General features: G+C 65.3%; 23 protein-coding genes. 11 read left to right on the top strand and 12 right to left on the bottom strand.

All coding sequences use genetic code 11. The features are described 5' to 3' along the window. Positions 1-33 precede the first annotated feature (33 nt). The 3 genes from ACE10X_RS26950 to ACE10X_RS26940 form a co-directional block, all read right to left on the bottom strand. A complete protein-coding gene (locus tag ACE10X_RS26950; protein WP_193375403.1) occupies positions 34-1,431 on the bottom strand; it encodes a peptidase M15 in 1,398 nt (465 codons plus the stop codon). 61 nt (positions 1,432-1,492) lie between these two features. Further along, entirely contained in the window at positions 1,493-1,909 is a 417-nt protein-coding gene (locus ACE10X_RS26945) for a hypothetical protein (RefSeq protein ID WP_193375402.1), read from the bottom strand. Between the two features lie 582 nt (positions 1,910-2,491). Continuing rightward, positions 2,492-4,102, bottom strand: a complete 1,611-nt coding sequence (locus ACE10X_RS26940) for an ABC transporter substrate-binding protein (RefSeq protein WP_038383271.1) — start codon at positions 4,100-4,102, stop codon at positions 2,492-2,494. A 314-nt stretch (positions 4,103-4,416) separates the two neighbouring features. On the opposite strand from ACE10X_RS26940, the gene ACE10X_RS26935 reads away from it, so the two are divergent. The 5 genes from ACE10X_RS26935 (at position 4,417) to coaA (ending at position 9,861) form a co-directional block, all read left to right on the top strand. Next, positions 4,417-4,875 carry a hypothetical protein gene (locus ACE10X_RS26935; RefSeq protein WP_038383270.1) on the top strand — a complete coding sequence of 153 codons (459 nt, stop codon included), beginning with the start codon at positions 4,417-4,419 and terminating at the stop codon, positions 4,873-4,875. 253 nt (positions 4,876-5,128) lie between these two features. Continuing rightward, complete coding sequence (locus tag ACE10X_RS26930) at positions 5,129-5,989, top strand: xanthine dehydrogenase family protein subunit M (protein ID WP_038383281.1); 861 nt, start codon at positions 5,129-5,131, stop codon at positions 5,987-5,989. A 4-nt stretch (positions 5,990-5,993) separates the two neighbouring features. Beyond that, the gene (locus ACE10X_RS26925) at positions 5,994-6,476 is read left to right on the top strand and encodes a (2Fe-2S)-binding protein (protein ID WP_018272305.1); all 483 of its coding nucleotides are present in this window, start codon (positions 5,994-5,996) and stop codon (positions 6,474-6,476) included. After that, positions 6,473-8,731, top strand: a complete 2,259-nt coding sequence (locus ACE10X_RS26920) for a xanthine dehydrogenase family protein molybdopterin-binding subunit (protein WP_304557787.1) — start codon at positions 6,473-6,475, stop codon at positions 8,729-8,731. The genes ACE10X_RS26925 and ACE10X_RS26920 overlap by 4 nt, the downstream gene beginning before the upstream one ends. 197 nt (positions 8,732-8,928) lie before the next feature. Next, entirely contained in the window at positions 8,929-9,861 is a 933-nt protein-coding gene (gene coaA, locus ACE10X_RS26915) for a type I pantothenate kinase (RefSeq protein WP_080583253.1), read from the top strand. Between the two features lie 125 nt (positions 9,862-9,986). On the opposite strand, the gene ACE10X_RS26910 is transcribed toward coaA, so the two are convergent. Further along, positions 9,987-10,931: an ornithine cyclodeaminase family protein gene (locus ACE10X_RS26910; RefSeq protein WP_038383267.1), complete on the bottom strand. Its 945-nt coding sequence runs from the start codon at positions 10,929-10,931 to the stop codon at positions 9,987-9,989. Positions 10,932-11,090: 159 nt separating this feature from the next. On the opposite strand from ACE10X_RS26910, the gene ACE10X_RS26905 reads away from it, so the two are divergent. Both ACE10X_RS26905 and ACE10X_RS26900 read left to right on the top strand, forming a co-directional pair. After that, positions 11,091-11,831 (top strand): hypothetical protein, encoded by a 741-nt coding sequence (locus tag ACE10X_RS26905; RefSeq protein ID WP_375763067.1) that lies wholly within the window; start codon positions 11,091-11,093, stop codon positions 11,829-11,831. Between the two features lie 224 nt (positions 11,832-12,055). Continuing rightward, positions 12,056-12,442: a hypothetical protein gene (locus ACE10X_RS26900; protein WP_038383265.1), complete on the top strand. Its 387-nt coding sequence runs from the start codon at positions 12,056-12,058 to the stop codon at positions 12,440-12,442. Between the two features lie 168 nt (positions 12,443-12,610). On the opposite strand, the gene ACE10X_RS26895 is transcribed toward ACE10X_RS26900, so the two are convergent. After that, a complete protein-coding gene (locus tag ACE10X_RS26895) occupies positions 12,611-13,192 on the bottom strand; it encodes an HdeD family acid-resistance protein (RefSeq protein WP_038383264.1) in 582 nt (193 codons plus the stop codon). Between the two features lie 244 nt (positions 13,193-13,436). Here ACE10X_RS26895 and ACE10X_RS26890 point away from each other — a divergent pair, with 244 nt between their 5' ends. Continuing rightward, complete coding sequence (locus ACE10X_RS26890) at positions 13,437-13,658, top strand: dodecin (RefSeq protein WP_026192947.1); 222 nt, start codon at positions 13,437-13,439, stop codon at positions 13,656-13,658. Positions 13,659-13,979: 321 nt separating this feature from the next. Here the strand turns inward: ACE10X_RS26890 and ACE10X_RS26885 are convergent, their stop codons facing one another. The 4 genes from ACE10X_RS26885 to ACE10X_RS26870 all read right to left on the bottom strand — a co-directional run bounded on the left by ACE10X_RS26885 (position 13,980) and on the right by ACE10X_RS26870 (position 18,972). Continuing rightward, positions 13,980-14,540 carry a GNAT family N-acetyltransferase gene (locus tag ACE10X_RS26885; RefSeq protein WP_375763066.1) on the bottom strand — a complete coding sequence of 187 codons (561 nt, stop codon included), beginning with the start codon at positions 14,538-14,540 and terminating at the stop codon, positions 13,980-13,982. Positions 14,541-14,558: 18 nt separating this feature from the next. Next, positions 14,559-16,916, bottom strand: a complete 2,358-nt coding sequence (locus ACE10X_RS26880; RefSeq protein ID WP_375763065.1) for an Orn/Lys/Arg decarboxylase N-terminal domain-containing protein — start codon at positions 16,914-16,916, stop codon at positions 14,559-14,561. Positions 16,917-17,022: 106 nt separating this feature from the next. Then, positions 17,023-18,174 (bottom strand): DJ-1/PfpI family protein, encoded by a 1,152-nt coding sequence (locus ACE10X_RS26875; protein ID WP_375763064.1) that lies wholly within the window; start codon positions 18,172-18,174, stop codon positions 17,023-17,025. A 201-nt stretch (positions 18,175-18,375) separates the two neighbouring features. After that, entirely contained in the window at positions 18,376-18,972 is a 597-nt protein-coding gene (locus ACE10X_RS26870; protein WP_038383260.1) for a lipopolysaccharide assembly protein LapB, read from the bottom strand. 261 nt (positions 18,973-19,233) lie between these two features. Between ACE10X_RS26870 and ACE10X_RS26865 the strand changes: the two genes are divergently transcribed. Beyond that, positions 19,234-19,617: an ester cyclase gene (locus ACE10X_RS26865; protein ID WP_038383259.1), complete on the top strand. Its 384-nt coding sequence runs from the start codon at positions 19,234-19,236 to the stop codon at positions 19,615-19,617. Between the two features lie 28 nt (positions 19,618-19,645). Here the strand turns inward: ACE10X_RS26865 and ACE10X_RS26860 are convergent, their stop codons facing one another. Together ACE10X_RS26860 and ACE10X_RS26855 are read right to left on the bottom strand one after the other, a co-directional pair. Then, the gene (locus tag ACE10X_RS26860) at positions 19,646-21,379 is read right to left on the bottom strand and encodes an adenylate/guanylate cyclase domain-containing protein (RefSeq protein WP_038383258.1); all 1,734 of its coding nucleotides are present in this window, start codon (positions 21,377-21,379) and stop codon (positions 19,646-19,648) included. Between the two features lie 129 nt (positions 21,380-21,508). After that, a complete protein-coding gene (locus ACE10X_RS26855) occupies positions 21,509-22,063 on the bottom strand; it encodes a PAS domain-containing protein (protein ID WP_038383257.1) in 555 nt (184 codons plus the stop codon). 498 nt (positions 22,064-22,561) lie between these two features. Here ACE10X_RS26855 and ACE10X_RS26850 point away from each other — a divergent pair, with 498 nt between their 5' ends. Further along, positions 22,562-23,359 carry a rhomboid family intramembrane serine protease gene (locus ACE10X_RS26850; RefSeq protein WP_038383256.1) on the top strand — a complete coding sequence of 266 codons (798 nt, stop codon included), beginning with the start codon at positions 22,562-22,564 and terminating at the stop codon, positions 23,357-23,359. A 193-nt stretch (positions 23,360-23,552) separates the two neighbouring features. Continuing rightward, positions 23,553-23,981: a CBS domain-containing protein gene (locus tag ACE10X_RS26845; protein ID WP_028336151.1), complete on the top strand. Its 429-nt coding sequence runs from the start codon at positions 23,553-23,555 to the stop codon at positions 23,979-23,981. A 3-nt stretch (positions 23,982-23,984) separates the two neighbouring features. Here the strand turns inward: ACE10X_RS26845 and ACE10X_RS26840 are convergent, their stop codons facing one another. After that, complete coding sequence (locus tag ACE10X_RS26840; RefSeq protein WP_375764610.1) at positions 23,985-25,016, bottom strand: patatin-like phospholipase family protein; 1,032 nt, start codon at positions 25,014-25,016, stop codon at positions 23,985-23,987. Between the last annotated feature and the right edge of the window lie 20 nt (positions 25,017-25,036).

Raw genomic sequence — 25,036 nt, 5'->3', positions numbered from 1 at the left:
CCGCGTCGTGTTGGAAAGCGCAGCTGAACCCGATCAGATCGTTCTCCCCTTCGACGCTTTTGCGGTCTTTGATCGTTTTGCCACGACCCGCACAGCGCCCCGGTCGCGCTTCTTGCGATCCGCTTCCGCGTGCCGAGCTTTCGTCCCGCCGCGGTGAGCGGCGTATTCCTTGCCGTCTATCGGCGCGACATGCGGTGGATCTCGATCGAGATACGGTCGCCCGATTCCAAAATCCGGTCCACGCGCGTCGATCCATTTCCAAAGGGCCTCGGTGGTGACCCAACGCTCCGCCCGCGTCGCGCCTTTGACGCTCACGACATCGACGGCAAGCCCGTGGCCATAGCCGCCACGGAAGCTCCCTCCATGGTATGACTTGTCGGATGCCGCCTTCAGGCCGCTCGCGATCGATTGACGGTAGTCATCGCGGAACGCGCTGGTGATGCCGGGCGCCAACCCGGCCTGCTCGGCCGCGTAAAGCGCGTGAAACAGCTTGAGCTTGAAGCTCCGATCCACCCCTCCAATCACGTAGTCGATCATCGGCATGCCCATGCGCTCCGCCGCCTTCGGATCCTTCCACGTGAAATCGTTATCGACGCGCCTGGTGAACGTCCTGGTGACAGTCACCGTCTTGCGCTTCTTCTTGACGGTCACTTTCCGCTGCTCTTGTACGCTAATCGTGTCTTGCTTCGGCGTCCGTTGGTAGAGCGCCCACAGGTACCGGTCGATGCAGACATCGACGACGAGGCACTCCTCGAAAATATCCAGGGGTTTCGCGGCCTCCTCGGTGTCGCTCGACACTGGAGGCGGGTTCGCCGTTGCCGCCTGCACCGGCGACGTTTCGGCCGGCAGCGTCTGCGACGGATCGGGCAGCGCAGCCACGACGATTGACTTCGGCTCGCTCGGGGTCGCTGTCGCATCAGGGGGCGTCGCCGTCACCGATTCAACCGCCATCGCCGCATCGGCGTTGGCGACAGCGTTAACCATGACGCCTGCCTGCGGCGTGGCCATCGTGTCGGCCGGCCCCGTTACGGGTTCTGCAGCCATCGCTGCTTCAGCATTCACTTTGGTGACGTTGTCGACTGCCGTGGCCTGTCGCGTATCAGCCAGTTCGGCGTTGGCGGCGAGAGATGGTGCGAGGTCCTCGATGGACACTGCGCCGCTGTTCCCGATGCCGGCAGAGCCGGCAAGCCAGGCAAGGAGCCAACCTGCGAGAATGACCGTCCCGCACAACTCCGGAGTCGCAATTCGCCGCGGGTTCATCACCCCGTAGCCTCCAAAGGCTCGATCCGAGCCCTGTTGCACCGCCCAGCACGCGACGGCACTGATCATTCGGATCAAAATGAAAATGCGCAATGGGCGGAAGCAGTTGGCGCCACGCTTTTCCAGAAAGTGTTGCCCGACCGCAACGCGCGGCCGCGTGCAAACCGGCACGGCGCGTGCTGCTGCGTTCGGTGATTTTCACCAGCGATCGAGCTTTGATTTCCGCTCTCGGTCAAAAGCCGCCCATAGCGACCGGACCGGGTGACTTCCGGTTCACCTCGAAGAGCCGACGTTCGCGACCGTCATGCAGACCGTCAGCTATGGGCCAGTTGCGGACGAGCACGTACTCGTAGATCTTTCCGACGCTTAGGAACTGGGCGAAGAGGCGCCAAGGGTTGCTTGCGTTGAGCCCCTGGCTAGCTCCGAAATCAGTGTCTTCCGCCCAAGCGGCGGCAGCTTCCAAGTAGGTTTCGATCCGAGTATTTTCCCACCCCCCTGCATCGGGCCCCCAGGGTGTGCTCGGCTGCGCCTTTTCACGCTGCACCGCAGATTCCCGATCAGCAACAAGAGCGTGAACAAACGCTAGGAATGAATTGGCATCCGTGACCGCTTCCAACCTCGTCATCATTTCGTCGTCTGTGTCCGACATCGACAGGTCCCCTAGCTGCGCAAATTCGGGCACAGCCCCTTTGTGGTTGCGCTCAAAACGCGGTCAGCGTTCTGCTGTGCCCGATGTCCACCCATACCGTTGCGAGCGCTGCTGCCCGCTCGAAGTCCATCGCGTCCGTAGCTCGTATTCGTTGCAGATGATCATTCGCTGAGGGCAGGACTGCAAAACCACTATCGTCCGGTTCGGGGTCAAAAGCAGTCGACGACGATCCGGCACGGCAATTACTGCGTCGCTGTCAGAAGCGGACCTTTGTGAGTCCACGCCCTCGTTATCGGCAAGGCTGGGGCGCTGCGAATAATGCGCAATCGCAGCCAATGGTTCGGCCGGAGGGGGGGCTGATTTCGGAATATTGGAAATGTATTTCTGATTTGCCCGACGTGTCAAGTTGCCCGGTCGAACGCCGGCGGCCGTCGGCTCCTTTGCATGGGGTTGTTTTCGATATTTTGCAGCGCCCGCAAGCGGGAGCGGTGAAGCGCCTCGGCGGCTGAAGCGATGAACCTTCGGACGTGCCTCAGCTGGCCCAACGTTGACCGGCGGCGCGCGTCGCTGGCGCCGCAGGTCCTATTCGGTCTTGTCGACGTTCCAGAACACCGGCGGCGCCGGGCCTTCCAGCACGCCGGTGAGCGATTTGCGCCAGGCGCTCGGCAAGCGGAACTGGCCGAGCGGGATATAGATCACCTGCTCGTAGGCTTGCTTTTGAATCTCGACCGCGACCCTCTTCTGCTCCTCGGGCGAAGTGGCGCGCGCATAGGCGTCGCGCATCTGCTCGAGCTTGGCGTCCTCGGGCCAGCCGAACCACGCGCGCTTGCCGTTCGCGGCGATCTGGTTGTTGACGATCGGATTCATCACCTCGGTCGCGCCGGTGAAGGTGAAGAACAGGTTCCAGCCGCCTTCCTTGGGCGGCTTCTGGCTGGCGCGGCGGCTCACCACGGTCTGCCAGTCCGTCACCTGCGCGTCGACATTGAAGCCGGCCGCGCGCAACAGCTGCGCCGCGACGGTCGGCGGCCCTTTCAGCGTCTGCACGTCGCCGGGGATCATGATCACGACGGGCGTGCCGTCATAGCCCGAGGCGGCCAGCGCCTTCTTGGCTTCGGCCATGCCGTTGCCCTTGATCAGCGTCTCCGCGCCGGCGTCGCTGGCGAGCGGCGTGTCGCAGGCGAAATAGGAGCCGCAGATCTCGTAATATTTCGCGTTGCCGACGGTGGCGTCGAGCACGTCCTTCTGGTTCATCGCCAGGAAGGCCGCGCGGCGGATCCTGGCGTTGTCGAATGGCGGGTGCAGGAAATTCATCCGGCCCTCGATCTGGAAGCCGAACTTGTTCAATACGGCCACGGTGAGATCGGGGTTCGCCTCGAGCACCGGCAGCAGGTCGACCGACGGCTGTTCCAGGAAGTCGATCTCGCCGGATTGCAGCGCGTTGATCGCGGTCTGCGCGTCGGGCATCGTGACCCATTCGACGCGATCGACCTTCGCGACTTTCCCGCCCGACAGCCAATCCGGCTTGTCCTTGCGCGGCACGTAGTCGGCGTTGCGCTCATAGACGGCCTTCACGCCCGGCTGGAATTCCGCGGTCACGAATTTGAACGGCCCGCAACCGATCTGCTCGCCGATCTGCTTGCCCGGCGGCGTCTCGGCGAGCCGCTTCGGCATCATGAAGGCGACGTAGGAGGAGGGCTTTGCCAGCGACTCCAGCACGAGGCCGTACGGCTCCTTGAGCTTGAGCACGATCGTCTTCGGCCCGCTCGCCTCGAGGGAAGCGGTGAATTCGGCCAGCTTCTGCGCCATGCCGTCAACGGCGGTCCAGCGCTTCAGCGAGGCGATGCAATCCTCCGCGGTGACGGGCGCGCCGTCATGCCATTTCAGGCCGTCGCGAAGCGTGAAGGTGTAGGTGAGCTTGTCGTCCGAGATCGTCCAGTCCGCCATTTGCGGGCGGACCTTGAAGCTCGAATCGATGCCGAGCAGCGTGTCGTAGACCATGTAGCCATGGTCGCGGGTGATGTAGGCGGTGGTGAAACCGGGATCGATGATGCGCAGGTCCGAATGCATCACGGCGGTGATGGTCTTGCCCTTGCCCGCGGCAAAGGCGCGCGATGACAGGATGGCCGGCGCCGCGATGGCCGGCGGCACGCCGGCCGCAAGCTTGAGGAGCGTTCTGCGCGAAACTTCGACCATTCGCCGTCTCCCGATCTGTCATTGCGGCGGCATGCTTCACCAATCCGTTGTTGAAAGCAAGCAAGAGCCGCGCCATCGCGCTGGTCCCGTTGCGAGGTTGCGCAGCCGTGTCCGCTCACTGCTTGAGCACGTCGCCGAGCAGGCGTTGGTTCCGGGCTTCGCCGCTCGGCACGTCCTGACGAGGTTGAGGAGGACTTAACCGGCTGCTGACACTTGTATTGCCTGGGTTAGCCGGGGTTGGACATCTTTCCGGTAGCTTGTTTGACGAGTGTGCGGCGGTCGAACCGCCGCGTCCCTTTGAGAGGCAAGACGCCATGCGCCGCGGTCTGCTCGTTCTTCTCGTGTTCGTCGGCATGGCGGTGTCCGGCCAGGACGTGCGCGCCGCGGAGTTCGGCACGCGATACAGCTACCAGCAGCTGCAGGACCTGACCGAGAAGGGTCCCAAGGGCGAAGCCCTCGCGCTTGGCTATGTGAGCCTCACGCACTCCTTCATCCTGCCCTACAAGATGACGGGTTACTATGCCCTCATGGTCAAGGGCTCCGGCAAAGACCTCAACGGCCGCCCGCTCAACGTTTACCACGAGCTCTCGCAGGAGAAGATCGAGCAGATGCAGCGTGCGGGCACGCTGCCCAATCCGCTTCCCCCTTACCGGCGCACGATCTTCGAATACATGTTCGGCTATGTGTTGTGGTGGTGCATTCCGGCGGCGCTTCTCATCATCGGGATGTTCTCGATGCTTGGGATCGGCTCCGGCAAGCGCGGTCAGGCCTGACCGATCTGGTTGGCGGCCTCGTCGCGGCGGGTCGCAAGCGCGCCCAAAGCACAGGCCGCGCGCCGCCGCCGGCACTGCACAAGTCCGCATCCTGCATAGGAGCCTGCGCTTCCTGCCGCACCTCGCAGGCTGTTCGGACCCCGATCCGCCGTGTAGGCTCACGGTCTGCCGGCCAGCAATCAATAAGGCCACATCCCGCAAATCCTAAGGGAACAAGCAGTCGAGGGAGACCGAAAGAACCGTCATGACCGATATCCGATACGTAGCACCGCGCACGCTTGACGAAGCGATTGGCGCATTTGCTGCCGCCGGGAGTGCCGCCCGCATTATGGCAGGGGGCACCGACTTATTGGTGCAAATGCGCTCCGGCCTGGTGCGGCCGGGACTGATCGTCGACATCAAGAAGATCGGCGAGATGACCGAAATCAGCGAAACCGCCGATGGCGGTTTCCGCGTGGGTGCCGCCGTCTCCGGCATGGAGCTCGCCGAGCACGCGCGCTTCGGCAAGGTTTGGCCCGGCGTGCTCGAGGCCGTGAACCTGATCGGCTCCAAGCAGGTGCAGGGTCGCGCCTCCGCCGGTGGCAATCTCTGCAACGGCTCACCGGCCGGCGACAGCGTGCCGGCGATGATCGCGGCGGGTGCCGTCGTCACCGTGCAGGGTCCGAACGGCCGGCGCGACATGAAGATTGAGGATGTGCCGGCCGGACCTGGCCGCACCAACCTCAAGCCGGGCGAGATCCTGGTCAGCTTCACATTGCCGCCGCGGCCGAAAGGCTCCGGCGATGCGTATCTGCGGATGATCCCGCGCACCGAGATGGACATCGCGGTGGTCGGCATCGGCGTCAGCCTGACCTTGAAGGACGGCCTCTGCACCGCGGCCCGTGTCGGCCTCGGCGCGGTGGCGCCGACCGCGCTGCTGGTCGCGCCGGCGGCGAAGGCGCTGATCGGCTCGAAGCTCGACGATGCCGCGCTCGAAGCCGCCGCTGCCGCGTGCCGCGCCGCCTGCCGTCCGATCGACGACAAGCGCGGCACTATCGCTTACCGGACCAAAACCGCCGGCGTGCTGCTCAAGCGCACGGCCGCGATCGCCGCCCAGCGCGCGGGAGGACACTAGCACCATGGCGAAACTGCACGTCACCACCTCAGTCAACGGCGAGCCGGTCGAATTCCTGTGCGAGCCGTACGAGACCATGCTCGACGCGCTGCGCGGGCAATTGGGGCTCACCGGCTCCAAGGAAGGCTGCGCGTCCGGCGATTGCGGCGCCTGCTCGATCACGCTCGACGGCCGCCTGGTCTGCTCCTGCCTGATGCTCGCGGCCGAAGCCGAGGGCCACGAGATCAGGACCATCGAGGGCATGGCCAGGGGCGAGAAGCTGCATCCATTGCAGCAGAAGTTCCTCGAGCACGCCGCGCTTCAGTGCGGCATCTGCACCTCGGGCATGCTGGTCGCCTCCGAGGCGCTGCTCGCCAAGAATTCCAATCCGACCGAAGAGGAAGTCCGCTTCTGGCTCGCCGGCAATCTCTGCCGGTGCACCGGTTACGACAAGATCGTCCGCGCGGTGATGGAGACTGCGGCTGAAATGCGGGAGATGCGCCCATGAACGTCGTCAACAACAAATGGATCGGCCAGCGCACCATCCGGCCCGATGGCGTCGACAAGGTGACCGGCCGCGCGGCGTTTGCCGCCGACACCACCATGCCCGGCATGATCTGGGGCAAGGTGCTGCGCAGCCCGCATCCACACGCCCGCATCAAGTCGATCAACACCGCCAAGGCCGAGGCGCTGCCCGGCGTCAAGGCGGTGGTCACCTCGCGCGACATCGTCGACTTCACGATCGAGAAGGGCGCCGTGATGCTCGGCATCCAGGACATGCGCTGGATGTGCCGCAACGTGATGGCGCGCGACAAGGCGCTGTTCCCCGGCCATCCCGTCGCCGCCGTCGCCGCGACCACGGAGGCGATCGCGGCTGAGGCCTGCAAGCTGATCGAGGTCGACTACGAGGTGCTGCCCTGGGCGATCGAGATCGACGACGCGCTGAGGCCTGATGCGCCGATCCTGCACGAGTTCAACAGATTCGACGGCAAGCCCTCGAACATCATGGGCCGCATCGAATCCAAGAAGGGCGACATTGCGCAGGGCTTCAAGGATGCCGAAGTCGTCATCGAGCGCTCCTTCACCACGCGCCCGGTGCACCAGGGCTATATCGAGCCGCACGCCTGCCTGATCTCGGTCGCGGCCGACGGCAAGACCACGATCTGGTCGTCGAGCCAGGGCCAGTTCATGGTGCGCGCGATGACCTCGATGCTGACCGGTATCCCGCAGAGCGATATCCGCGCCATCCCCGCCGAGATCGGCGGCGGTTTTGGCGGCAAGACCATCGTCTATCTCGAGCCGCTCGCGACCCTGCTCGCCAAAAAATCCGGCCGCCCGGTCAAGATGGTGATGACGCGCGAGGAGGTGATGCGCGCCACCGGGCCGACCTCGGGCTCGAAGAGCACGGTGAAGATCGGCGCGAAGAAGGACGGCACCATCGTCGCCGCCCATGGCAGCTTCTATCTGCAGGCCGGCGCCTTCCCGGGCTCGCCGATCCGCGGCGCGGTCGGGTGCAGCTTCGCGCCCTACGACATTCCGCATGTGCTGTCGGAGGGGTTCGACGTCTGCTCCAACCGCTCCAAGGTCGCGGCCTATCGCGCGCCGGGCGCGCCGATCGGCGCCTATGCGGTGGAATGCGTGCTCGATGAGCTCGCCGAGGCGCTCAAGATGGATCCGCTGGCGCTGCGGCTGAAGAACGCGGCGAAAGAAGGCACCAAGGCCGCCCATGGCCCGGTGTTCCCGCGCATCGGCTATATCGAGACGCTGGAAGCCGCCAAGAACCATCCGCACTATGCCGCGCCGCTCGGCAAGCTGCAGGGCAGGGGCGTCGCTTCCGGCTTCTGGTTCAATGCCGGCGGTGAATCCTCCGCGCAGGTCAACATCACCGAGGACGGCAACGTCGTCGTCACGACCGGACATCCCGATATCGGCGGCTCGCGCGCCGGCATCGCCAATATCTGCGCCGAGCTGCTCGGCATCGACTACAAGCGCGTCTCCGTCATCATCGGCGACACCCAGACGGTCGGCTTCTCCAACCTCACCGGCGGCAGCCGCGTGCTGTTCGCCTCCTCGATGGTGGTGACGCAGGCCGCCGACAAGGTGATCGCGACCTTGCGCGAGCGCGCGGCGAAGATCTGGGAGATCGACCCGGAAGCCGTGAAGTGGGAGAACGGCGCCGCGCATCCGGTGAGCCCGAATGCCGGCCAGTTCGAACCGTTGACGCTCGCCGACCTCGCCGAGAAGGCGCCGTCGCAGGGTGGCCCGATCGGCGCCAGCGTGCAGCTCAACACCCAGGGCGCGGAGGGCGGCTTCGGCACCCATATCTGCGACGTCGAGGTCGATGTCGATCTCGGCATCGTCCGCGTGATCCGCTACACCGCGGTGCAGGATGTCGGCCGCGCCGTGCATCCGAGCTATGTCGAGGGCCAGCTGCAAGGCGGCGTCGCGCAGGGCATCGGCTGGGCACTGAACGAGGAGTACATCTACAACAAGGACGGCAAGGTCGATAATCCAGGCTTCCTCGATTATCGGATGCCGGTTTGCTCCGATCTGCCGATGCTCGATTGCGCGCTGGTCGAGGTGCCGAACCCGAAGCATCCGCAGGGCGTCAAGGGCGTCGGTGAGGTGCCGCTGGTGCCCGTGATGGCCGCGGTCGCCAACGCCGTTCACAACGCGCTCGGCAAACGCTTCTACAGCCTGCCGATGTCGCCGCCGAAAGTGTCGGAGGTGCTCGACGCACCGACGCAGCAGGCCGCGGAGTAGGGAGCGAGGGGCGGGTTGCGGTTCGCAAGCCGCCCCTACGGTTCTCCAGCGGTTGCCGTGTAGCCCGGATGAGCGAAGCGATATCCGGGGAGAGAGCTTCCCGCATGTCGCGGAGCCCGTCATCGGGCGCACGTTCGTGCGACCCGTTGGCTCATGCGGGCTACTCGCCGCATCAGGCTCACCGTGAACGGATGAGGATGACCCACCCCGACGAGCTGTCCGCCTACATGATCTTCGGCCGCAGCGATTGGGCGGCCTTGCGCGCCAGCACGTCACTGACGCTCTCGGACGCCGATCTCACGACGTTGCGCGGATTGAACGAGCCGATCAATTCTGCCGAGGTGTCGGACGTTTACCTGCCGCTGACGCGGCTCTTGAACCTGCATTTCGCGGCGGCGCGCAACCTCGTGCACGTCAAGGCGGAGTTTCTCGGCCGGCCGGCACGTCGTTCGCCCTACATCGTCGCATTGGCCGGCAGCGTCGGCGTCGGCAAGAGCACCTTTGCCCGCGTGCTGTGCGCGCTGCTGGCCCGCTGGGCCGATCATCCGCGGGTCGAGCTGCTGACGACCGACGGCTTCCTGCACGCCAACGGCGTTCTCGAAGAGCGCGGGCTGATGCGGCGCAAGGGTTTTCCCGAGAGCTACGATCTGCCGCGCATGTTGCGATTTCTGGCGGCGGCGAAGGCGGGCGAACGCGAGCTCGAGCTGCCGGTCTACTCCCATTTGATCGGCGATATCGTGCCGTCGGAACGCCAGGTCATCCAGCAGCCGGATATCCTGGTGTTCGAGGGCCTCAACGTGCTGCTGGCGCGCGGCACGGCGCCGGTGGTGGTGTCGGATTTCTTCGACTTCTCGATCTATCTCGATGCCGACGAGGCCGACATCCAATCCTGGTATGTCGAACGCTTCCTCAGATTGCAGCCGACGGCGTTCCGGAATCCCGCCTCCTATTTCCACCACTACAGGGACCTGCCGCCCGACGATGCGCGCGAGGTCGCGGAGCGGCTGTGGCGTGAGCATCATCGCGCCAATCTCAGGGAGAACATCTTGCCGACGCGGACGCGGGCCGATGTCGTGCTGCGCAAGCGCTCCGATCATTCGATCGGTGAAGTCTGGCTGCGGGAGACGTAGAGCAATGATGTAGCCCGGATGAGCGACGCGATATCCGGGAGCATAGTCCCGCATGTCGCGGAGGCTGTCATCGGGTGCGCATTCGTGCGACCCGTTGGCTCATGCGGGCAACAGAACAGTTCCGCTTACCGCAGCTCCTTCCCCAGCTGCGCAAGCACCGTCTCGCAGGTCATCAGATCCAGATGCCCGCCGCCGGCGTTCTTGAAGAAGGTGATGTCGCTATCCGACAGCCGGCCGGCGACCTTGCCGCTCGCGAGGTCGTAGTGATCGCCGAGCACATCGGTCTCCTTGATCGCGCCGCTGGCGATCGGCTGCAAAATGTCGCCGACGCCGTCGAAGGCGGATTCGCGGCGGTCGACGAAGATGCGCGAACGGCGCGCCGCCTCGTCGTCGGACTCGCGGGTCTCCGGGGTGAAACCGCCGACCAGATCGAGATGGGTGCCGGGCCTTAAATTGGCGCCCTTGACCAGCGGCTCGCGCGAGCGGGTGCAGGTGGTGATGATGTCGGCCTCGCGTGTCGCGGCGTCGAGATCGGTGACGGCTTCAGCGGCGATGCCATCGCCTTCCAGCAGCGCGGCGAGTTCCTGGGCGCGCTCGACCGTCCGGTTCCAGACCCGCACCCGCTTCAGCTGCGGCCGCACGGTGCGGTGGCCGCGCACCAGCCAGCGCGCCATCTCGCCGGCGCCGACCACAAGCAGCGTCTCGGCATCCGGCCGCGCCAGGTGTTTTGCGCCGAGCGCGGAATCCGCGGCGGTCTTCCAATGGGTGATTTCGGCGGCGTCCATCACCGCGAGGGGACGCCCGTCATTGCCGTCGAACAGGACGCAGACCGCCTGCACCGCCGGCAGCTTGCCGTGGGCAAGGTTGCCCGGAAAGCTGGTGTAGAGCTTGGTCATCATGAAGCGGCCGGCATCGACCGCGCTGCGCGTCACCAGCTGCTGGCCCTTGTCGTCGCCGAGATAGCCGTCGTGCACCGCGATCTTCGGCCTCCGGTGCGCCGCTTCGATCGCCTCGATCAAAACCGGAAAGCTCAGGACGCGGTTGACCTCGCTGTCGTCGACGATATGCACGTGGTATCTCCTCTGGAGCGCCCCTCGCGCTCTCGCCGGACGTTCCCGAAACCTGTCCGGACTGGATAGCGCGTGGGGACGGCTAGTCAACCGGACATGCACCATTGGGCGTCCCTTGCTATCCTGCGGACCTGATTCTCTCGCAGGTTTTCGCAAGCCGTGGTTGCATTCATCGTCGCCGTCCTGATCTTCATCCTGCTCGGCGGCGCCGCGCTTGCGACCATGGCGATCCATGCCCGGCTCGCCGATCATCACCGCAGCGACGAGACCAACACCTCGGTACGCCTGGTCGCGACGCTGTTCGTCACCATGCCGTCGCTGCTGCTGGGACTGATGATGAACAGTGCCGCCAACACCTATGTGGCGGTCGACCGCAATTTGCATGTCTTCGCCACCGACCTCATCCTGCTCGATCGCGGCCTGCGGCCGCTCGGTCCGAGCGCCGACGAGCCGCGCAAGCGGCTGCTCGCCTATGTCGAGCAGGTGCTCAAGGATGTTCCGATCTCACGAGCGAACGAGGTGTCCGAGCGCCTGCTCGACGAGGTCGGCACCAGCCTCCGCGAACTGCGGTTCGACGACGAGCAGAAGGTCGCGCTGTGGAACGACGCCCGCTCGGTCTATCGGCAGGCGGTGCAGCAGCGCTGGACCTTTGTCGAGCAGTCCGACGGCTCGTTTCCGTCGCCGCTGATCTGCATCCTGGTCGGGTGGCTGACGCTGATGTTCGCAACCCTGGGCTTTCGCGCGCCGCGCAACGCGGTGGTGATCTCGACCACCATCGCCGCCGCGGCGCTGATCTCGGCCGCGATCTATCTGATTCTCGAAATGAGCACGCCGTTCTCCGGCCCGATCCAGCTCTCCGATCGGCCGCTGGTGCGCGCGGTCGAGGAAATCAAACGGTAGCACATTCGGTGTTGTAGCCCGGATGAGCGAAGCGATATCCGGGGCGGCTCCCGCATGTCGCTCCGCTCATGCGGGCTACGCGATGGTATCGGCACGCGCCTGCGGCTTTATTCCCCTCGCATTGATCGCCGTCCCGAAAATTCTTCGCGCGCGATCAGCGGAATAGCGCGCGCCCTCCGGCGTCCTTACGCATGCAAGCCATTTGCATTCGAACAGGAGACACCATGAAGACATCGATCTCGCTCGCGCTCGCCACCGCCATGTCGCTTGCGCTCGCCTCGACCGCCTTTGCCGCGCCGCCGACCAAGACCGGAACCACCGCGAAGGGTTCCGTCCTCACCGACGCCAAGGGGATGACGCTCTACACCTTCGACAAGGATTCAGAAGGCAAGTCGGCCTGCAACGGCCCGTGCGCGACGAACTGGCCGGTCTTGAAGGCGGACGCCGGCGACAAGGCCGAAGGCGGCTACACCATCATCTCGCGCGACGACGGCTCCAAGCAGTGGGCCTACAAGGGTAAGCCGCTCTATACCTTCGCCAAGGACCAGAAGGCCGGCGACATCACCGGCGACGGCTTCCTCAACGGCGCCTGGCACCTCGCGCAGCCCTGAGCGCTTGCAGGCGGATTGAGGGTAGGGCGGGTTAGCGCCAGCGCAACCCGCCGTCTCTCCGCGCGCAAAACATGCGGCGGGTTACGCGGAGCCTGCCATCGGGCCGCCCAGCGGGCGGACCCGTTGGCTAACCCGCCATGCGATCCTGCCTGAAGCGACGATCGCGCCTCACGCCCTGCGCTTCAGCGCCATGCCCATGCTGATCCAGCTCACGCCGGCGCAGATCAGATCGACGCTGAGGAAGATGCCGAGCACGTAGAGGCTCGACACCGGCCAGCGCGCCAGGATCATGGCGCCGAGCACCAGCGTGATCAGGCCGGAGACCGCAACCATTCCCCACGGCGCTTCCGAGTTCATGCCGAAGGCGAGGAAGATGCGGACGATGCCGGAGACCACGAGCGCAACGCCGAGGAACAGCGTTAGCGTCGCCGCGGCGAGCAGCGGGTTCTCGAAGGTGATGAAGCCCGCCACGACATAGAGCGCGCCGAGCAGCAGCCAGAACAGGAATTTGCCCCAGGTCTTGAACTGGAACGCGTTGATGATCTCGGCGACGCCGGCGACGATCATCATGGCGCCGACGAACAGCACGCTGACGACGGTGGCGAAGAAGACGCTGCCGAAGGCGAGCACGCCGGCGATCAGGTAGATCACGCCGAGGGCGACGATCCAGCCCCACTTGGCGCGGAGGTTGGAAAGCCCGGATCCGAGGCTGTGAGGAGGTGTGGCGGGTGAGCTGGACGCAGTGGACATCGTATCGCTCCCGAATACTTGATGAAACCATGCTACCATAGGTCAAGGCCCGGACAAGGGTGGGTGCGCAGCTGGCACGAAATGCATGCTGACACCAAAGGCGCCGCGACACGTTGATTCAATTCGTCCGGCGTGTTGCCGCGCAGCATTCGTCGGTTTGACGACGGCCGGCCCGCATCGGACGATGGACTGTCCGGACCGCAGCGCAAGCGGTCCGGATCGCGCATCCAAAGAGGAGGTCGACATGCCCGCCACGCACGACAAGGATCACGTCTACAAAATCCTGGAACTGGTCGGATCATCGGACAAGAGCATCGAGGCGGCGATCGAGAACGCCGTCAGCCGCGCGTCAAAGACGATCCGGGAAATGAAGTGGTTCGAGGTGGTGCAGACGCGGGGCCATATCGAAGACGGCAAGATCCGGCACTACCAGGTGGCGCTGCGGGTCGGCTTTACGCTGGAGTAGCGCGTTCAGGTCGCTTGCGCCTTGCAGCCTGTAGGATTCGCGAAGCCATGGGTGCGATCGGCACCCGGCTTTCCCTTCGCCCTCTGTCATGAGAGCGGCGAAACGAAAGGCAGAACTCGCGCTGCAGAGGCCGCGAGAACGCGGGTGTATGACTCACCGGCTGCGCAACACATTCGCTATCGTCCCGGCGCAGGCCGGGATCCATTACCACCGACGGTGATTGTTGCGCAACGCTGGGGCCACAGCTTTCCTCACCAACCCCATTCTGTGGTTATGGGTCCCGGCCTTCGCCGGGACGACGAATGGAAAGTGTCGCCCCCATCACCGTCGCGACAGCGGCGCGGGTGGCGGCGGGGCGGTGGCGCCGGCGGCGAGCGAGCGCTGCACCATCACGGTGTCGGACCAGCGGCCGTAGCGATAGGCGACACCGGGCAAATGCCCGACTCGGGCGAAGCCGAAGCGGTCGTGCAGCGCGAGCGAGGCGGCGTTGTCGCTGTCGATGTAGCCGATCATCTGGCGGAAGCCGGCGGCGGCGCAGGTGTCGATCAACTCCTGCAGCAGCCGGCCGCCGACGCGCTGGCCGGTGAAGCAGTGATGCACGTAGATCGAATGCTTCACCGTGTAACGGTAGGCCGGACGCTTGCGGAACAGTACAACATAGGCATAGCCGACCACCTCGCCGTCACAGATCGCGACGAGGTGGGGCAGGCGGGTGTTGCGCAGATTCTTGCGGCGGTCGCGCAGATCGTCGGGCTCCGGCGTGCCGCTGTCGTCGACGCTTTCCTCGACGCCGCGGCGGATGTGGTGGCGGTAGATCGACAGCATGGCGTCGACGTCGCTGTCGCGGGAAGGACGGACGGTGATCTTGTGATCATTCTCCATTGTGTTGCGCCCGTTCGCCTATTCGGACACGACATAGGTGTAGAAGCGGACGCGGCCGGAGTCGTCGATCTCCTTGTAGATGCCTTGGACTTCGACCTCGAAGCCCGGGAACGCATTGAAGCTCGCCTCGAACATCTTCAGATAATCGATCATCGGCTTGCTGCGTTCCGACAGCCGCTCGCCGGGCACGATGGTGGCGATGCCGGGCGGGTAGACCACGAACGGCGTCGCGGCGACGCGGCCGAAGATCTGGTCGATCGGCAGATAGTCGACATCGTTGCGGATGAGATATTGTGCGGCGTGGCGCGGCGACATCGCGATCTCGGGCAGGTGCTCGGGCAGGAATTGCCTGGCCTGCAGCGTGCTGACGCCGCCGTCGCGGAAGAAGCGGTGCATGTCGCCGCAGAGGTCGCGCAGCCGCACCCCGCTATAGCGCTGCGGGCGGCGGCGAAAGAATTCGGGGATGACGTCCTCGATCAGCGCGTTGTCGTCGTGCAGCTTCTTGAAGGCGACGAGCCCCGACACCAGCGTGCCGGCCTTGCTTGCCTCGACGCCGGGCGTCAGCAGGAACAGCAGGGAGTTGAGGTCGTTCTTCTCGGCGACGATCTGGTTCTCGCGGAGATATTGCGCCACCACCGGCGCCGGGATGCCGTGATCGGCGTAGGCGCCGGTGGCATGATCGAAGCCCGGCGTCAGCAATGTGAGCTTGTTCGGGTCGGTCATGGCGAAGCCCGCGGTCAGTTCGGGGAAGCCGTGCCAGGTTTCGCCGGGACTGAGCTGCCAGTAAGACGGATTGGTCGCGAGCTGATCGGTCGAGATGGTCTCCCAGGCGACATTGTGCACGCCGTTCTCGCGCGCGACGTCGGGGATCTTCACACGGTCCGGCACGAACGGCTCGAAGAACCAGCGCCGCTCGGGGCGCGTCTCCTTCTCCTCGAACTCGCGCTTCACGGCGCGGATCTTCTTGCGCAGCTCGATGCCGAGCCGGATCGTGTCGTCCCACAAGACTTCGCCGGAACGGCCCTTCATCATCTGCGCGCCGACATCGAGCGAGGCGAAGATCGGATAGAACGGCGAGGTCGAGGCGTGCTGCATGAAGCTTTCGTTGAAGCGGCGGTGCTCGACCCGGCGCTTCTGGCCCTTGATGTGGCGGTCGCGGATATGGATCTGCGAGGCCTGCGAGAAGCTCGCGAGCTGCTTGTGGGTCGATTGGGTCGCAATGATGCCGGGGGCCTCGGGGCCGAGATCGGACAGTCCCATGGCGAAGCGGCCGGCGTAGATCGGGTGGAATTTCATGAAGCCGGCCCAGGCCTCGTCGAACAGGATGTAGTCGCAGAGATGGCCGATCCGTTTCAGGATCATCTCGGCCGAGTGGATGGTGCCGTCATAGGTGCACTGCTCGACCACGGCGACGCGGAACGGACGCTCCTTCTTCCAGGCGTTCTCGTCCCTGACCAGCGGGTGCTTGCGGATGTGGTCGCGCAGCGTGCCCTCGTCGAGCAGGTCCCAGCGCATCGGGCCGATCAGCCCCCAGGCGTTGCGCACCGTCGGCACATAGACCGGGATGCCGCCGCCGATCAGCAGTGCGCCGTGATGCGCGGCCTTGTGGTTGTTGCGGTCGAACAGCACGAGGTCGCCGTCGGTGACCAGCGAGCCGAGCGCGACCTTGTTGGAGGTCGAGGTGCCGTTGAGCACGAAATAGGTCTTCTCGGCGCCGAAGATCCGGGCCGCCTCCTTCTGCGCCCGCAGCGCCGGCCCCTCATGGGTGAGGAGGTCGCCGAGGTCGAGCACGGAATTGTCGAGATCGTCGCGGAACACCGCTTCGCCGAGATGTTCGACGAACACCCGCCCGATCGGGCTGCGGCTGTAGAACACGCCGCCATTATGGCCGGGGCAGGTCCAGAGCTGGTTGCCTTCCTCGGCGTAGTCGACCAGCGCGCCGAAGAACGGCGTCTTCAGGTTCTCGGCATATTGCTTCAGCCTGGAGATCAGGTTCTTGGCGATGAAGGGCGGGGTTTCCTCGGACAGGAACACGTAGCCGTCGATGAAATCGAGCACCTCGACCGGCAGGTCCTCGAACCGCTTGCGCCGGATCAGCAGGATGATCGGGAAGTCGAGGCCGCGCCGGCGCATCAGGTTGATCAGCGCCGCGGTCTTGCCTTCAAGGCCCTTCTTGCCCCAATCGACCACCATGCAGCCGATCGCGGCATCGGTCTGCACCGCGATCTCGGCATCCTCCAGCTTGCGGGCGCGAACCACCTCGAAGCCGGAGCGCTCGATCTCGGCGATGATCTGGTTGAAGCGGATGCCCTCGAGGTCGTCGGCCTCGAACACCGGCGCAGCGAACAGGAAGTTGAAGCGTTTGAAATAGTCCATGCGTGTCCCCGAACCGGTCCGGCGCTGACGTGTCGGCACAATTCATGACAGGGAGATGACAATGGGGTGGATGGAGGATCGAATACGTTGTTGGGGACGCAATCCCTCACTGCACGGCGTCAGCCCGTGGATATTCCAGCTGCATGGCGACGAAGTCCGCCGTACCACGGCCATAGCGTGTCTCGATCCCGGCAAGCGCCCGGTCGAGTGCCTGCGCAGGCGGCGCGCTGCCGACCGCGGGCAGCAGACCATCTGCGGACCAGGCCGACGCCACGACCTGCGGATAGACGCGCAGGCCGTTGCGGGTCGTCACGACGTCGCCGGTCGCGGCGAAGGTCACGGCGTGCGAGCGGTAGGTGCGCGACCAGCTGTCGGCGACCAGCGCGAGCGAAACTTCGTCGACGCCGGGAGCAAGCGCGAGGCCGAGCTGTTCCCGGTTCCAGAACGCCAGCGTGTTCTGGATCGCGGTCAGCGCGAAAGGACGGGTGAACTTGAAGGCGTTGCTGTCATGCCGCGCGTCCCAGCCGGGCAGGCCGATCTCGCGCGCGACGGCCTCGGCCCTGGTGCGGCCGGCGATCGCCTCGATCAGGGTCAGCGACATCGGCATCGACGCCGAAATCCCGGTCGTCGTCGCGACGCCGTGGTCGACCACGATGCGGCGGTCGGCGACATAGCGGATCTCGGGATGCTTGTTGCGCCAGTTCTTCAGGTAAAACCAGTGCGTGGTGGCGCGCCTGCCGTCAAGCAGGCCGGTCGAGGCGAGCACCTTGGCGCCGGCGCAGACAGCGACGATCACGGCGCCTTTCTCCGCCTGCTGCCGGATCCATTGCATGACCGCCGGATCGTCGTCGCGGCTCATCGCCGGCACGATGACGTAGTCGGCGCCGTCGGGATGTGCGGCATCGAATGCGGCGATGGTCGCATCAGGCTCGACCTTCAGCACCGGGAACAGTGTGACCGGACCGGGTCCCGTCGCCAGCGTGACGACATCGGCAACATCGGCGCGCTTGAGGATGCCGTAGGGCATCAGATAGTCGGTGGTCTCGGTCATGTCGTTGATGCCGAGGATCGCGATCAACGGTCGCGCCCGCTTCGGCGGCTTCAGCGCCGCGAGCGTTGCATCCTGCTCGGCCTTGGCGATCGGAGGCGGAAGGCGGAACGCCGATGCGGCGGGCAGGGTGAAGAGCCAGATGCCGCCAATGATTGGTACCAGCGCGGCAACGGCGATGCCGCTCCACGCGAGAAGCCGCCAGGTCATGATGATCGATCTCAACGTATCCGCGTGCGTCGCCCGGCACGCAAGCTACTCGCCGGTCACGCCGACCAAAACGGCGAAATTCCCGCAAAAACGGACACGCCAACAACGCGGCTCAAACGCGTAGCCCGGACGAGCGACAGCGACATCCGGGGCCGGTCCTTCCCCGCATGTCGCTCCGCTCACGCGGGCTACGCAACGCGCTCAGTAGACGAGGTTCGTACCCGGCGGCTTTTCCAGTGCCGCCGCCAGCGTCCGATACTCCTCGCAGTCGGTGCCGCAGATCTCGGCGATCCGCTGCAGATGATACTGCGCCTGGTCGCGGTTTCCCTGTTCGATCTGCCACAGGCCGTAGTAGTTCCACGTCAGGACGTGGTTCGGATCGGCCTTGAGCGCACGTTCATACCAGACTTGCGATTGCTTGTAGTCGCCGAGCTTGCGATAGGAATAGCCGATCAGGTTCGCGACGTTCGGCTGATCGTCGCGGCCGAGTGCGTGCAACTGATCGATCGCGGCGGCGTAGTCGTTGCGTTCGTAGATTGTCGCATAGGCCGCCCGATAGCCGTCGCGGAATGCCGGGTCTTCGAAGCCGGACTGCTTGACGGGCTTCTTGACCTTGTGCGTGGTCTTTCTGTCCTTCTGCTGGGGATAGGACGGCGCGGGAGTGCCGTAGCTCGACCCGTATGGGTCGCCACCACCGCCGCCGCCGCCACCTCCGCCAGCCGCGATGGCGGTCTGCGGCGGGAACAGAATGATCGGCGCTGTCAGAAATGCCGCAAGCATCATCGGTGACTTGATCATGGACACCTCCCGATTTGATAAGGACAGCCATCGGCCTGAAGCACTAACTCCCGATCGCGGGAGACATTCCGCGCGTTCTGAGAAATTGTTTGCCGAAGCGGCAATCGCACTGTCTTTTCGGGACGTCGCGCTTTCACGTGCACGCTGGCTGAGTGTTTTGTTGGCGCCGTCGGACATCGGAGTCGAAACTAACATGGGTGTTAGAATCGCACTCAAATGCTCAATGGCCATCTGGACCCGCGGCAAGGAGAACGATCGACGATGAACACAAACCTCGCCGAGATCTACCGGAACTACATTGCCTGCTTGAATCGCCAGGACTGGCCGCAACTCGGTCGGTTCGTTGACGAGGATGTGTGCCACAACGGCCGGCGGCTCGGATTATCCGGTTATCGCGAGATGCTGGAAGGGGACTTTCGCGACATCCCGGACCTTCGCTTCAACATCGAACTGCTGGTATCGGATACCAACCGCGTCGCGAGCCGGCTGGCGTTCGATTGTTCGCCGAAGGGACGATTTCTGGGTCTCGCTATCGACGGCAGACGCGTTTCCTTCGCCGAGAACGTATTCTACGAATTCCGCGACGGGAAGATCGTGCAGGTCTGGTCGGTGATCGACAAGGCTGCGATCGAGGCCCAGCTGTAGCGGCGGAGCCTGGATGAGCGTGACGCCGCTACTTCTGCTCCGGATGCCAGGCGCCGTCCCAATCCGCCGCCGGCGGGTTCTGCTGAAAGGCTGCGACGCGCGCCTTCATGGCGATCGACGGGCCGTCGCCGGGCGCCCCAGCCAGCGCGGCGGCGAAGGCCTGCTCGGCGTCATCCCAGCGGCGATCGCGATAGGCGGCGAGACCGTCCGCGTAACGCTGCCGCAACTCGGTCTGCGCCGGCGTCAGTTCGTCCTTCTTGCCGAGGATTTCGAACACCGCGACCGGCTGGGTCTGCCCCATCACGACGAGACGATCGATCTCGCGGAGCTCGATCGTCGCCGCGCAAGCGGCCGCGGTGGCTTCCGAGATCAGGCTGCGGCTGCCGTAAAACTTGTTGGCGCCTTCCAGCCGCGAGGCGAGGTTCACGGTGTCGCCGAGCACGGTGTAGCTCATCATGAACTCGGAGCCGATGCTGCCGACCAGGGCCTCGCCGGTGGCGATCCCGATCCGGATGTCGCAATCGGCCGGGATCACACGCACGCCGAGCAGTTCGGGCAGATCCTTGCGCAGCTGGTTGACCTGGCCGATCATGTCGATGGCGGCAAGCGCGGCCAGATGGGTCTGCTCGGCTTCCTCGACGAAGGGCGCGCCCCAATAGGCCATGATGGCGTCGCCGATATATTTGTCGATGATGCCGCGATGCGCATGGACCGGCGCCGACATCGTCGACAGATAGAGGTTCATGATCTTGACGAGGCCGCTCGGCGTCACGCCCTCGCTCAGGCTGGTAAAGCCCTTCATGTCGCAGAACATCACCGTCATGACGCGGCGCTGTCCTTCGGTCGCGGCGATCGCCGGCTGTTCGAGCAGGCCCTCGGCGATCCGCGGATTGATGTAGCGGCCAAACGTCTCGCGGATGCGCTGGTTGTGGCGCAGCGTCTCGATCATGCGGTTGAAGGCGGCCGACAGCTGGCCGATCTCGTCCTGGGTCGTGATGGTGATGGCGCCGTCGAGGCGGCCCGCCTCGACCTCGCGGGTGCTTTCGAGCAGGCGCATCACCGGACGTGTGATGCCGCTGCCGACCAGCATCGCGAACACGAAGCCGAGGATCGCGGCAATGGCGGTCACGACGCCGGAGATGATGATCGCCCGCTGCTGGGCACTCATCACCTTCGCGGCGGCCGAAGCGACCTGCGCCAGCATGTCGGAACGGATGCCCTCGATCCTGGTGTTGAAGTCGTCGCGCAGGGCGTCGGCGCGAAGTGTGGTCGCTTTCGCCGCCGCGAAGTCCTTGGCCTCGATTTGCTCGAGCAGCGTCTTGTTCTCTGCGTTCAGACGCATCAGGAGGTCGTTGACGGCATTGTCGATGCGGTCATCGAGACGTCCGAGCGCGGCGTTGTCGGATGGCGTCGAGGGATCGGCGATGATCGCATCGATCAGCGTGTGCGCGGCGTCGGCCTCGCGCTTGATCAGGGGCTCGATCTCCTCGAAGGCCTTGCGCGCGCTTTCGTAGCCGGAATCTTCGCCCGGCGCCTGCATCTTCGCCATCATCATCCGGCGCATGGCGAGTGACCGCTCCAGCGCGCGGATGTTGACGCGGGCGAGGTGGCCATAGGCGGGGATGTAGCGGTTGGTGAGCTCGTCGAGGAGGTGGCCGACCTGGCCCGCCATCACCATCGACAGCAGGGAGGTGATCACCGCGAGGATGATGAGTCCCGCGGCAATGCCGACGATCTTCTGCCTGATCGAGTTTCGAAACATGCCCAGCCCGGCCGCAGCTGCAATGGGCGGGTCCACCCCGCCGTGGCGGCCAGACAGCTAATAGAGTTCCGCGGGGCGCGGTGCAAGCGACCGGCGCTTGCCATCCCGTCCCAAGGCGGGCGCCGGCGGCTAGCGCAGGCCTTCGTAGACCATCAGGCCGCGCGCGATGGCGAGCTTGCGCAGGGTCCGCGGCACAAACCGCTCCTGGGGATGCAGATAACGCCACGAGGTAAGCACCAGGTCGTGCAGCCGGCTGACGTCGTCCTCGAACGGGGCGAGCAGGCCGGTGAGGCTCGCCGGCATATGGACGCGGGCGGTGAAGGGGAGCAGCAGCAATTCAAGATGCGCCTTGGCGCCGGCCTCGGTCGTGGCGGTGATGCCGGCGATGGCCGGCAGGGTCTCTTCGACGACGCAGGTGATGATATCTTCGATCTCGCCGCGGCTTTCGTCGGTGAACAGGGCGGAAAAGCTCCGGTTCTTGAGGTCGCAGCCGAGCAGGGCGGAGGTGCGGGTGCCGGCGACGCGGAACGGAAAGCGGGTCTCGCCGTCATAGGACAGCACGAAGATGTCGGACAGGAGGTCGCGGACCGCGGACGGCTCGAACTCACTCCTCTCAGGTGCACGTGCGTTGCCGCGCTTCGCATTCCAATACGCGAAGAACGCGCAGCTCGAGCTGTGTTTCATCTAAACCTTGCCCGGCGCCTGTCTCAGCGGGACACATCTGTCCCGGTTTTGCTCAGGGGCCTTCCCTTCTCTGTTGTGCAGGGAAGGCTGTGCAGCGTCCATGCCGTGGCCGCGCTTTGGGCGGCTTATCGGCAGCTTTGTGTTGTTAACGTAAATTTAACTATGTCCTTGGCCTCCGCGGAACCTGTGGGTAGGGTCCGCGCGTTCCCGTTCGCGCCGGCTGCGCCAAGCGCCGGCGTTGTTGGTACACAGGTGGCGTCAAACAGTTTGGTCATCGTGCGGGGAGGGGTGGGGACGTTCTCCCGATCCCTCCGGGGCACGAGAAGACCAGCCGATCAGGGAGGGCGTTCTCAGCGCCCTCCCTTTTCTTTTGTCCCGTCTTTAGTCCCGATTCCGCGCTGCGCGACATCCGGTGTCCGATTTTGGGATTGTGCACTTGCACAGGGGTGCGAAAGCCGCCTATCTCTGATCCACCGCCGCATCGAGGTCGCCGACCCCTTGGACTCCCATCCCGAATCCCCGCTCGCGCCGCCGCCGGAGGCGCCGCGCGAGCCGATCCTGACCCTGCCGCCGGCGCTCACCGCCTACATCCTCCTGATCGCGGCGATCCATCTGCGGGTGCTGTTGCCGCCGGAGCTGGAGAACTGGACCATCGACGTCTTCGGCTTCATCCCGAAGCGCTACGATTCGACGCTGCTCGACATCACATTTCCGGGCGGCGAGGGCGCCAAGGTCTGGACCTTCGTCACCTATTCGCTGCTGCACGCCAACCTCACCCATATCGGCTTCAACGTGCTGTGGCTGCTGCCGTTCGGCAGCGCGCTGGCGCGGCGCTTCGGCGCGCTGCGCTTCTTCGTCTTCATGGCGGTGACGGCCGCCGCCGGCGCGCTCGCGCATCTGTTGACCCATCAGCACGCGATTGCGCCGATGATCGGAGCGTCGGCTTCGGTGTCGGGGACGATGGCGGCGGCGATCCGCTTTGCCTTCGTGAAGGGCAGCTTCCTGTCGTTCAGCCGTGGCGATGCCGAGGCGGCGGCCAAGGTGCCTGCGCTGTCGCTGTGGCGGGCGCTGCGCAACGGACGGGTGCTTGCCTTCCTGGCGATCTGGTTCGGCGTCAACATCCTGTTCGGCGCCACCTCGCTCTCGCTCGGCGGCGAGGGCGCGAGCGTCGCCTGGCAGGCGCATATCGGCGGCTTCCTCGCCGGGCTGCTGCTGTTCTCGTTGTTCGATCCGGTGCCGCGCACGCGGGACGATGCTGCAGATGCGTCGTCGGTGGATCAGTCGGGGCGCGTCTGATCGCCGCTTGCGGCCTGGATCGAATTCCTCCATCATCTTTGCGAAGCAGAAACAAAGCGGGCCGACAAATCGAGCCCTGCTACTCACCGCGCCCCCGGAACCGAAATCGGCGCGGAACTGTTGATTGAAGACTCTGGCGAACAGGCTCGATCCCGCCCAAGGCGGGGCACGAGCGGATTCAGGGAGGCCGACAATGACGGTACGTTCCATTCTCGATGCAAAAGGCCATCAGGTCATGAGCGTCGCGCCCGGCGCGAAGCTCTCGGCCGCGGTCAAGCTGCTCGGCGAGCGCAAGATCGGCGCGGTGCTGGTGATGGAGCAGAGCCGCATGGAGGGCATCCTGTCGGAGCGCGACATCGTGCGCGTGCTCTCTGAGCGCGGCGCAGGCGCGCTGGACGAACCGGTCAGCGCTGTCATGACCAAGAAAGTCGTGAGCTGCCGCGAGTCCGATACGGTCAGCGGCATCATGGAGATGATGACCACGGGAAAATTCCGCCATCTTCCTGTCGTCGAGGACGGCAAGGTGGTCGGGCTGATCTCGATCGGCGACATCGTCAAGCGGCGCGTGGAGGAATATGAGCGCGAGCAGGAGGCGCTCCGCGACTACATCAAGACCGCCTGAGTGCTACTTCCCGGTGCTGCCCGCGCCGCTCGACGGCGGCACCAGGATGTCGATCGCTTCCTCGATCGCGCTGATGGAGCGTTCGGCGGCCCGGATCCCGTGCGCGATCAGGTCGTCGGCGCGGTGGAAGTCGAACCAGCCGATCTGACCGACCCGCGGCGAGATCAGCATGTCCGGCGGATCGCCGGCAAGGCGTGCGCGGGTGATGCGGTCCTGCATGATGTTGAAGGCGTCGACCATGACGCTCGAGATGCCGGGCCGGCTGGCGCTGCCGAAAAACTCCCGCTTCACGGTACGTTCGGCGGAGAAGAAGCGGCCAAACCGGCGCTTCGGCGGCTCCGGCTCGAGCTCGGCGTCGGCGGTCACCGCAACTGTCACCTCGGGCGCGGCTGACGGGCCGTGATTGTAGATCGTGGTCGAGTGCGCGAACACGTCGCTGGAGAGGTTCGCCGCAATGACAATCTCGGCGCCGAGCGCGCGCGCGGCCGAGACCGGCACCGGATTGACCAGTGCGCCGTCGACCAGCCAGCGGTCGCCGATCAGGACCGGCGCGAAGATGCCGGGCAGGGCGTAGGAGGCGCGCATGGCGTCGACCACGCGGCCCTGGGTCAGCCAGATCTCGTGCCCGGTGCGCACTTCGGTGGCGACGCTGGCGAACTTGACCGTGAGGTCCTCGATCATGACCTGGCCCAGCGCGGCCTCGATCTCGGCGGCCAGCTTGGCGCCGCGGATCAGGCCGGAGCCGTTGAGGCGGATGTCGAGGTAGCCGAGCACGCTGCGCGGCTGCAGGCCGCGCGCCCACTGCTCCAGGGTCTCGATATGGCCGGCCGCATAGGCGCCGCCGACCACGGAGCCGATCGAGGTGCCGACCACCACATTGGGGACGATGCCGTGGGCCAGCAGGGTCTTGATGATGCCGATATGGGCAAAACCGCGCGCGGCGCCGCCGCCGAGCGCAAGCCCGATGACCGGCCGGCGAACCGCACCCAGTCCTACCTTGTCGGGGCCGTCGGAGCTCTTGTGGCCTCGGCCCATCCAGCTATCCAACACGACAA

Source organism: Bradyrhizobium sp. Pha-3 (assembly GCF_042258325.1).
GTDB lineage: Bacteria > Pseudomonadota > Alphaproteobacteria > Rhizobiales > Xanthobacteraceae > Bradyrhizobium > Bradyrhizobium elkanii.
Note: the sequence above shows the minus strand (reverse complement) of the source record. Positions and strands in the feature narration are given on the sequence as shown.

What these genes read in the sequence shown, in the direction of transcription:
- coaA (WP_080583253.1), top strand. Translation starts at nt 8,929, where the DNA reads ATGACCCACCCCGACGAGCTGTCCGCCTACATGATCTTCGGCCGCAGC.
- ACE10X_RS26870 (WP_038383260.1), bottom strand. Translation starts at nt 18,972, where the DNA reads ATGATCAAGTCACCGATGATGCTTGCGGCATTTCTGACAGCGCCGATC.
- ACE10X_RS26885 (WP_375763066.1), bottom strand. Translation starts at nt 14,540, where the DNA reads ATGGAGAATGATCACAAGATCACCGTCCGTCCTTCCCGCGACAGCGAC.
- ACE10X_RS26900 (WP_038383265.1), top strand. Translation starts at nt 12,056, where the DNA reads ATGAAGACATCGATCTCGCTCGCGCTCGCCACCGCCATGTCGCTTGCG.
- ACE10X_RS26945 (WP_193375402.1), bottom strand. Translation starts at nt 1,909, where the DNA reads ATGTCGGACACAGACGACGAAATGATGACGAGGTTGGAAGCGGTCACG.
- ACE10X_RS26845 (WP_028336151.1), top strand. Translation starts at nt 23,553, where the DNA reads ATGACGGTACGTTCCATTCTCGATGCAAAAGGCCATCAGGTCATGAGC.
- ACE10X_RS26890 (WP_026192947.1), top strand. Translation starts at nt 13,437, where the DNA reads ATGCCCGCCACGCACGACAAGGATCACGTCTACAAAATCCTGGAACTG.
- ACE10X_RS26860 (WP_038383258.1), bottom strand. Translation starts at nt 21,379, where the DNA reads ATGTTTCGAAACTCGATCAGGCAGAAGATCGTCGGCATTGCCGCGGGA.
- ACE10X_RS26880 (WP_375763065.1), bottom strand. Translation starts at nt 16,916, where the DNA reads ATGGACTATTTCAAACGCTTCAACTTCCTGTTCGCTGCGCCGGTGTTC.
- ACE10X_RS26935 (WP_038383270.1), top strand. Translation starts at nt 4,417, where the DNA reads ATGCGCCGCGGTCTGCTCGTTCTTCTCGTGTTCGTCGGCATGGCGGTG.
- ACE10X_RS26940 (WP_038383271.1), bottom strand. Translation starts at nt 4,102, where the DNA reads ATGGTCGAAGTTTCGCGCAGAACGCTCCTCAAGCTTGCGGCCGGCGTG.
- ACE10X_RS26920 (WP_304557787.1), top strand. Translation starts at nt 6,473, where the DNA reads ATGAACGTCGTCAACAACAAATGGATCGGCCAGCGCACCATCCGGCCC.
- ACE10X_RS26925 (WP_018272305.1), top strand. Translation starts at nt 5,994, where the DNA reads ATGGCGAAACTGCACGTCACCACCTCAGTCAACGGCGAGCCGGTCGAA.
- ACE10X_RS26855 (WP_038383257.1), bottom strand. Translation starts at nt 22,063, where the DNA reads ATGAAACACAGCTCGAGCTGCGCGTTCTTCGCGTATTGGAATGCGAAG.
- ACE10X_RS26840 (WP_375764610.1), bottom strand. Translation starts at nt 25,016, where the DNA reads ATGGGCCGAGGCCACAAGAGCTCCGACGGCCCCGACAAGGTAGGACTG.
- ACE10X_RS26895 (WP_038383264.1), bottom strand. Translation starts at nt 13,192, where the DNA reads ATGTCCACTGCGTCCAGCTCACCCGCCACACCTCCTCACAGCCTCGGA.
- ACE10X_RS26875 (WP_375763064.1), bottom strand. Translation starts at nt 18,174, where the DNA reads ATGACCTGGCGGCTTCTCGCGTGGAGCGGCATCGCCGTTGCCGCGCTG.
- ACE10X_RS26865 (WP_038383259.1), top strand. Translation starts at nt 19,234, where the DNA reads ATGAACACAAACCTCGCCGAGATCTACCGGAACTACATTGCCTGCTTG.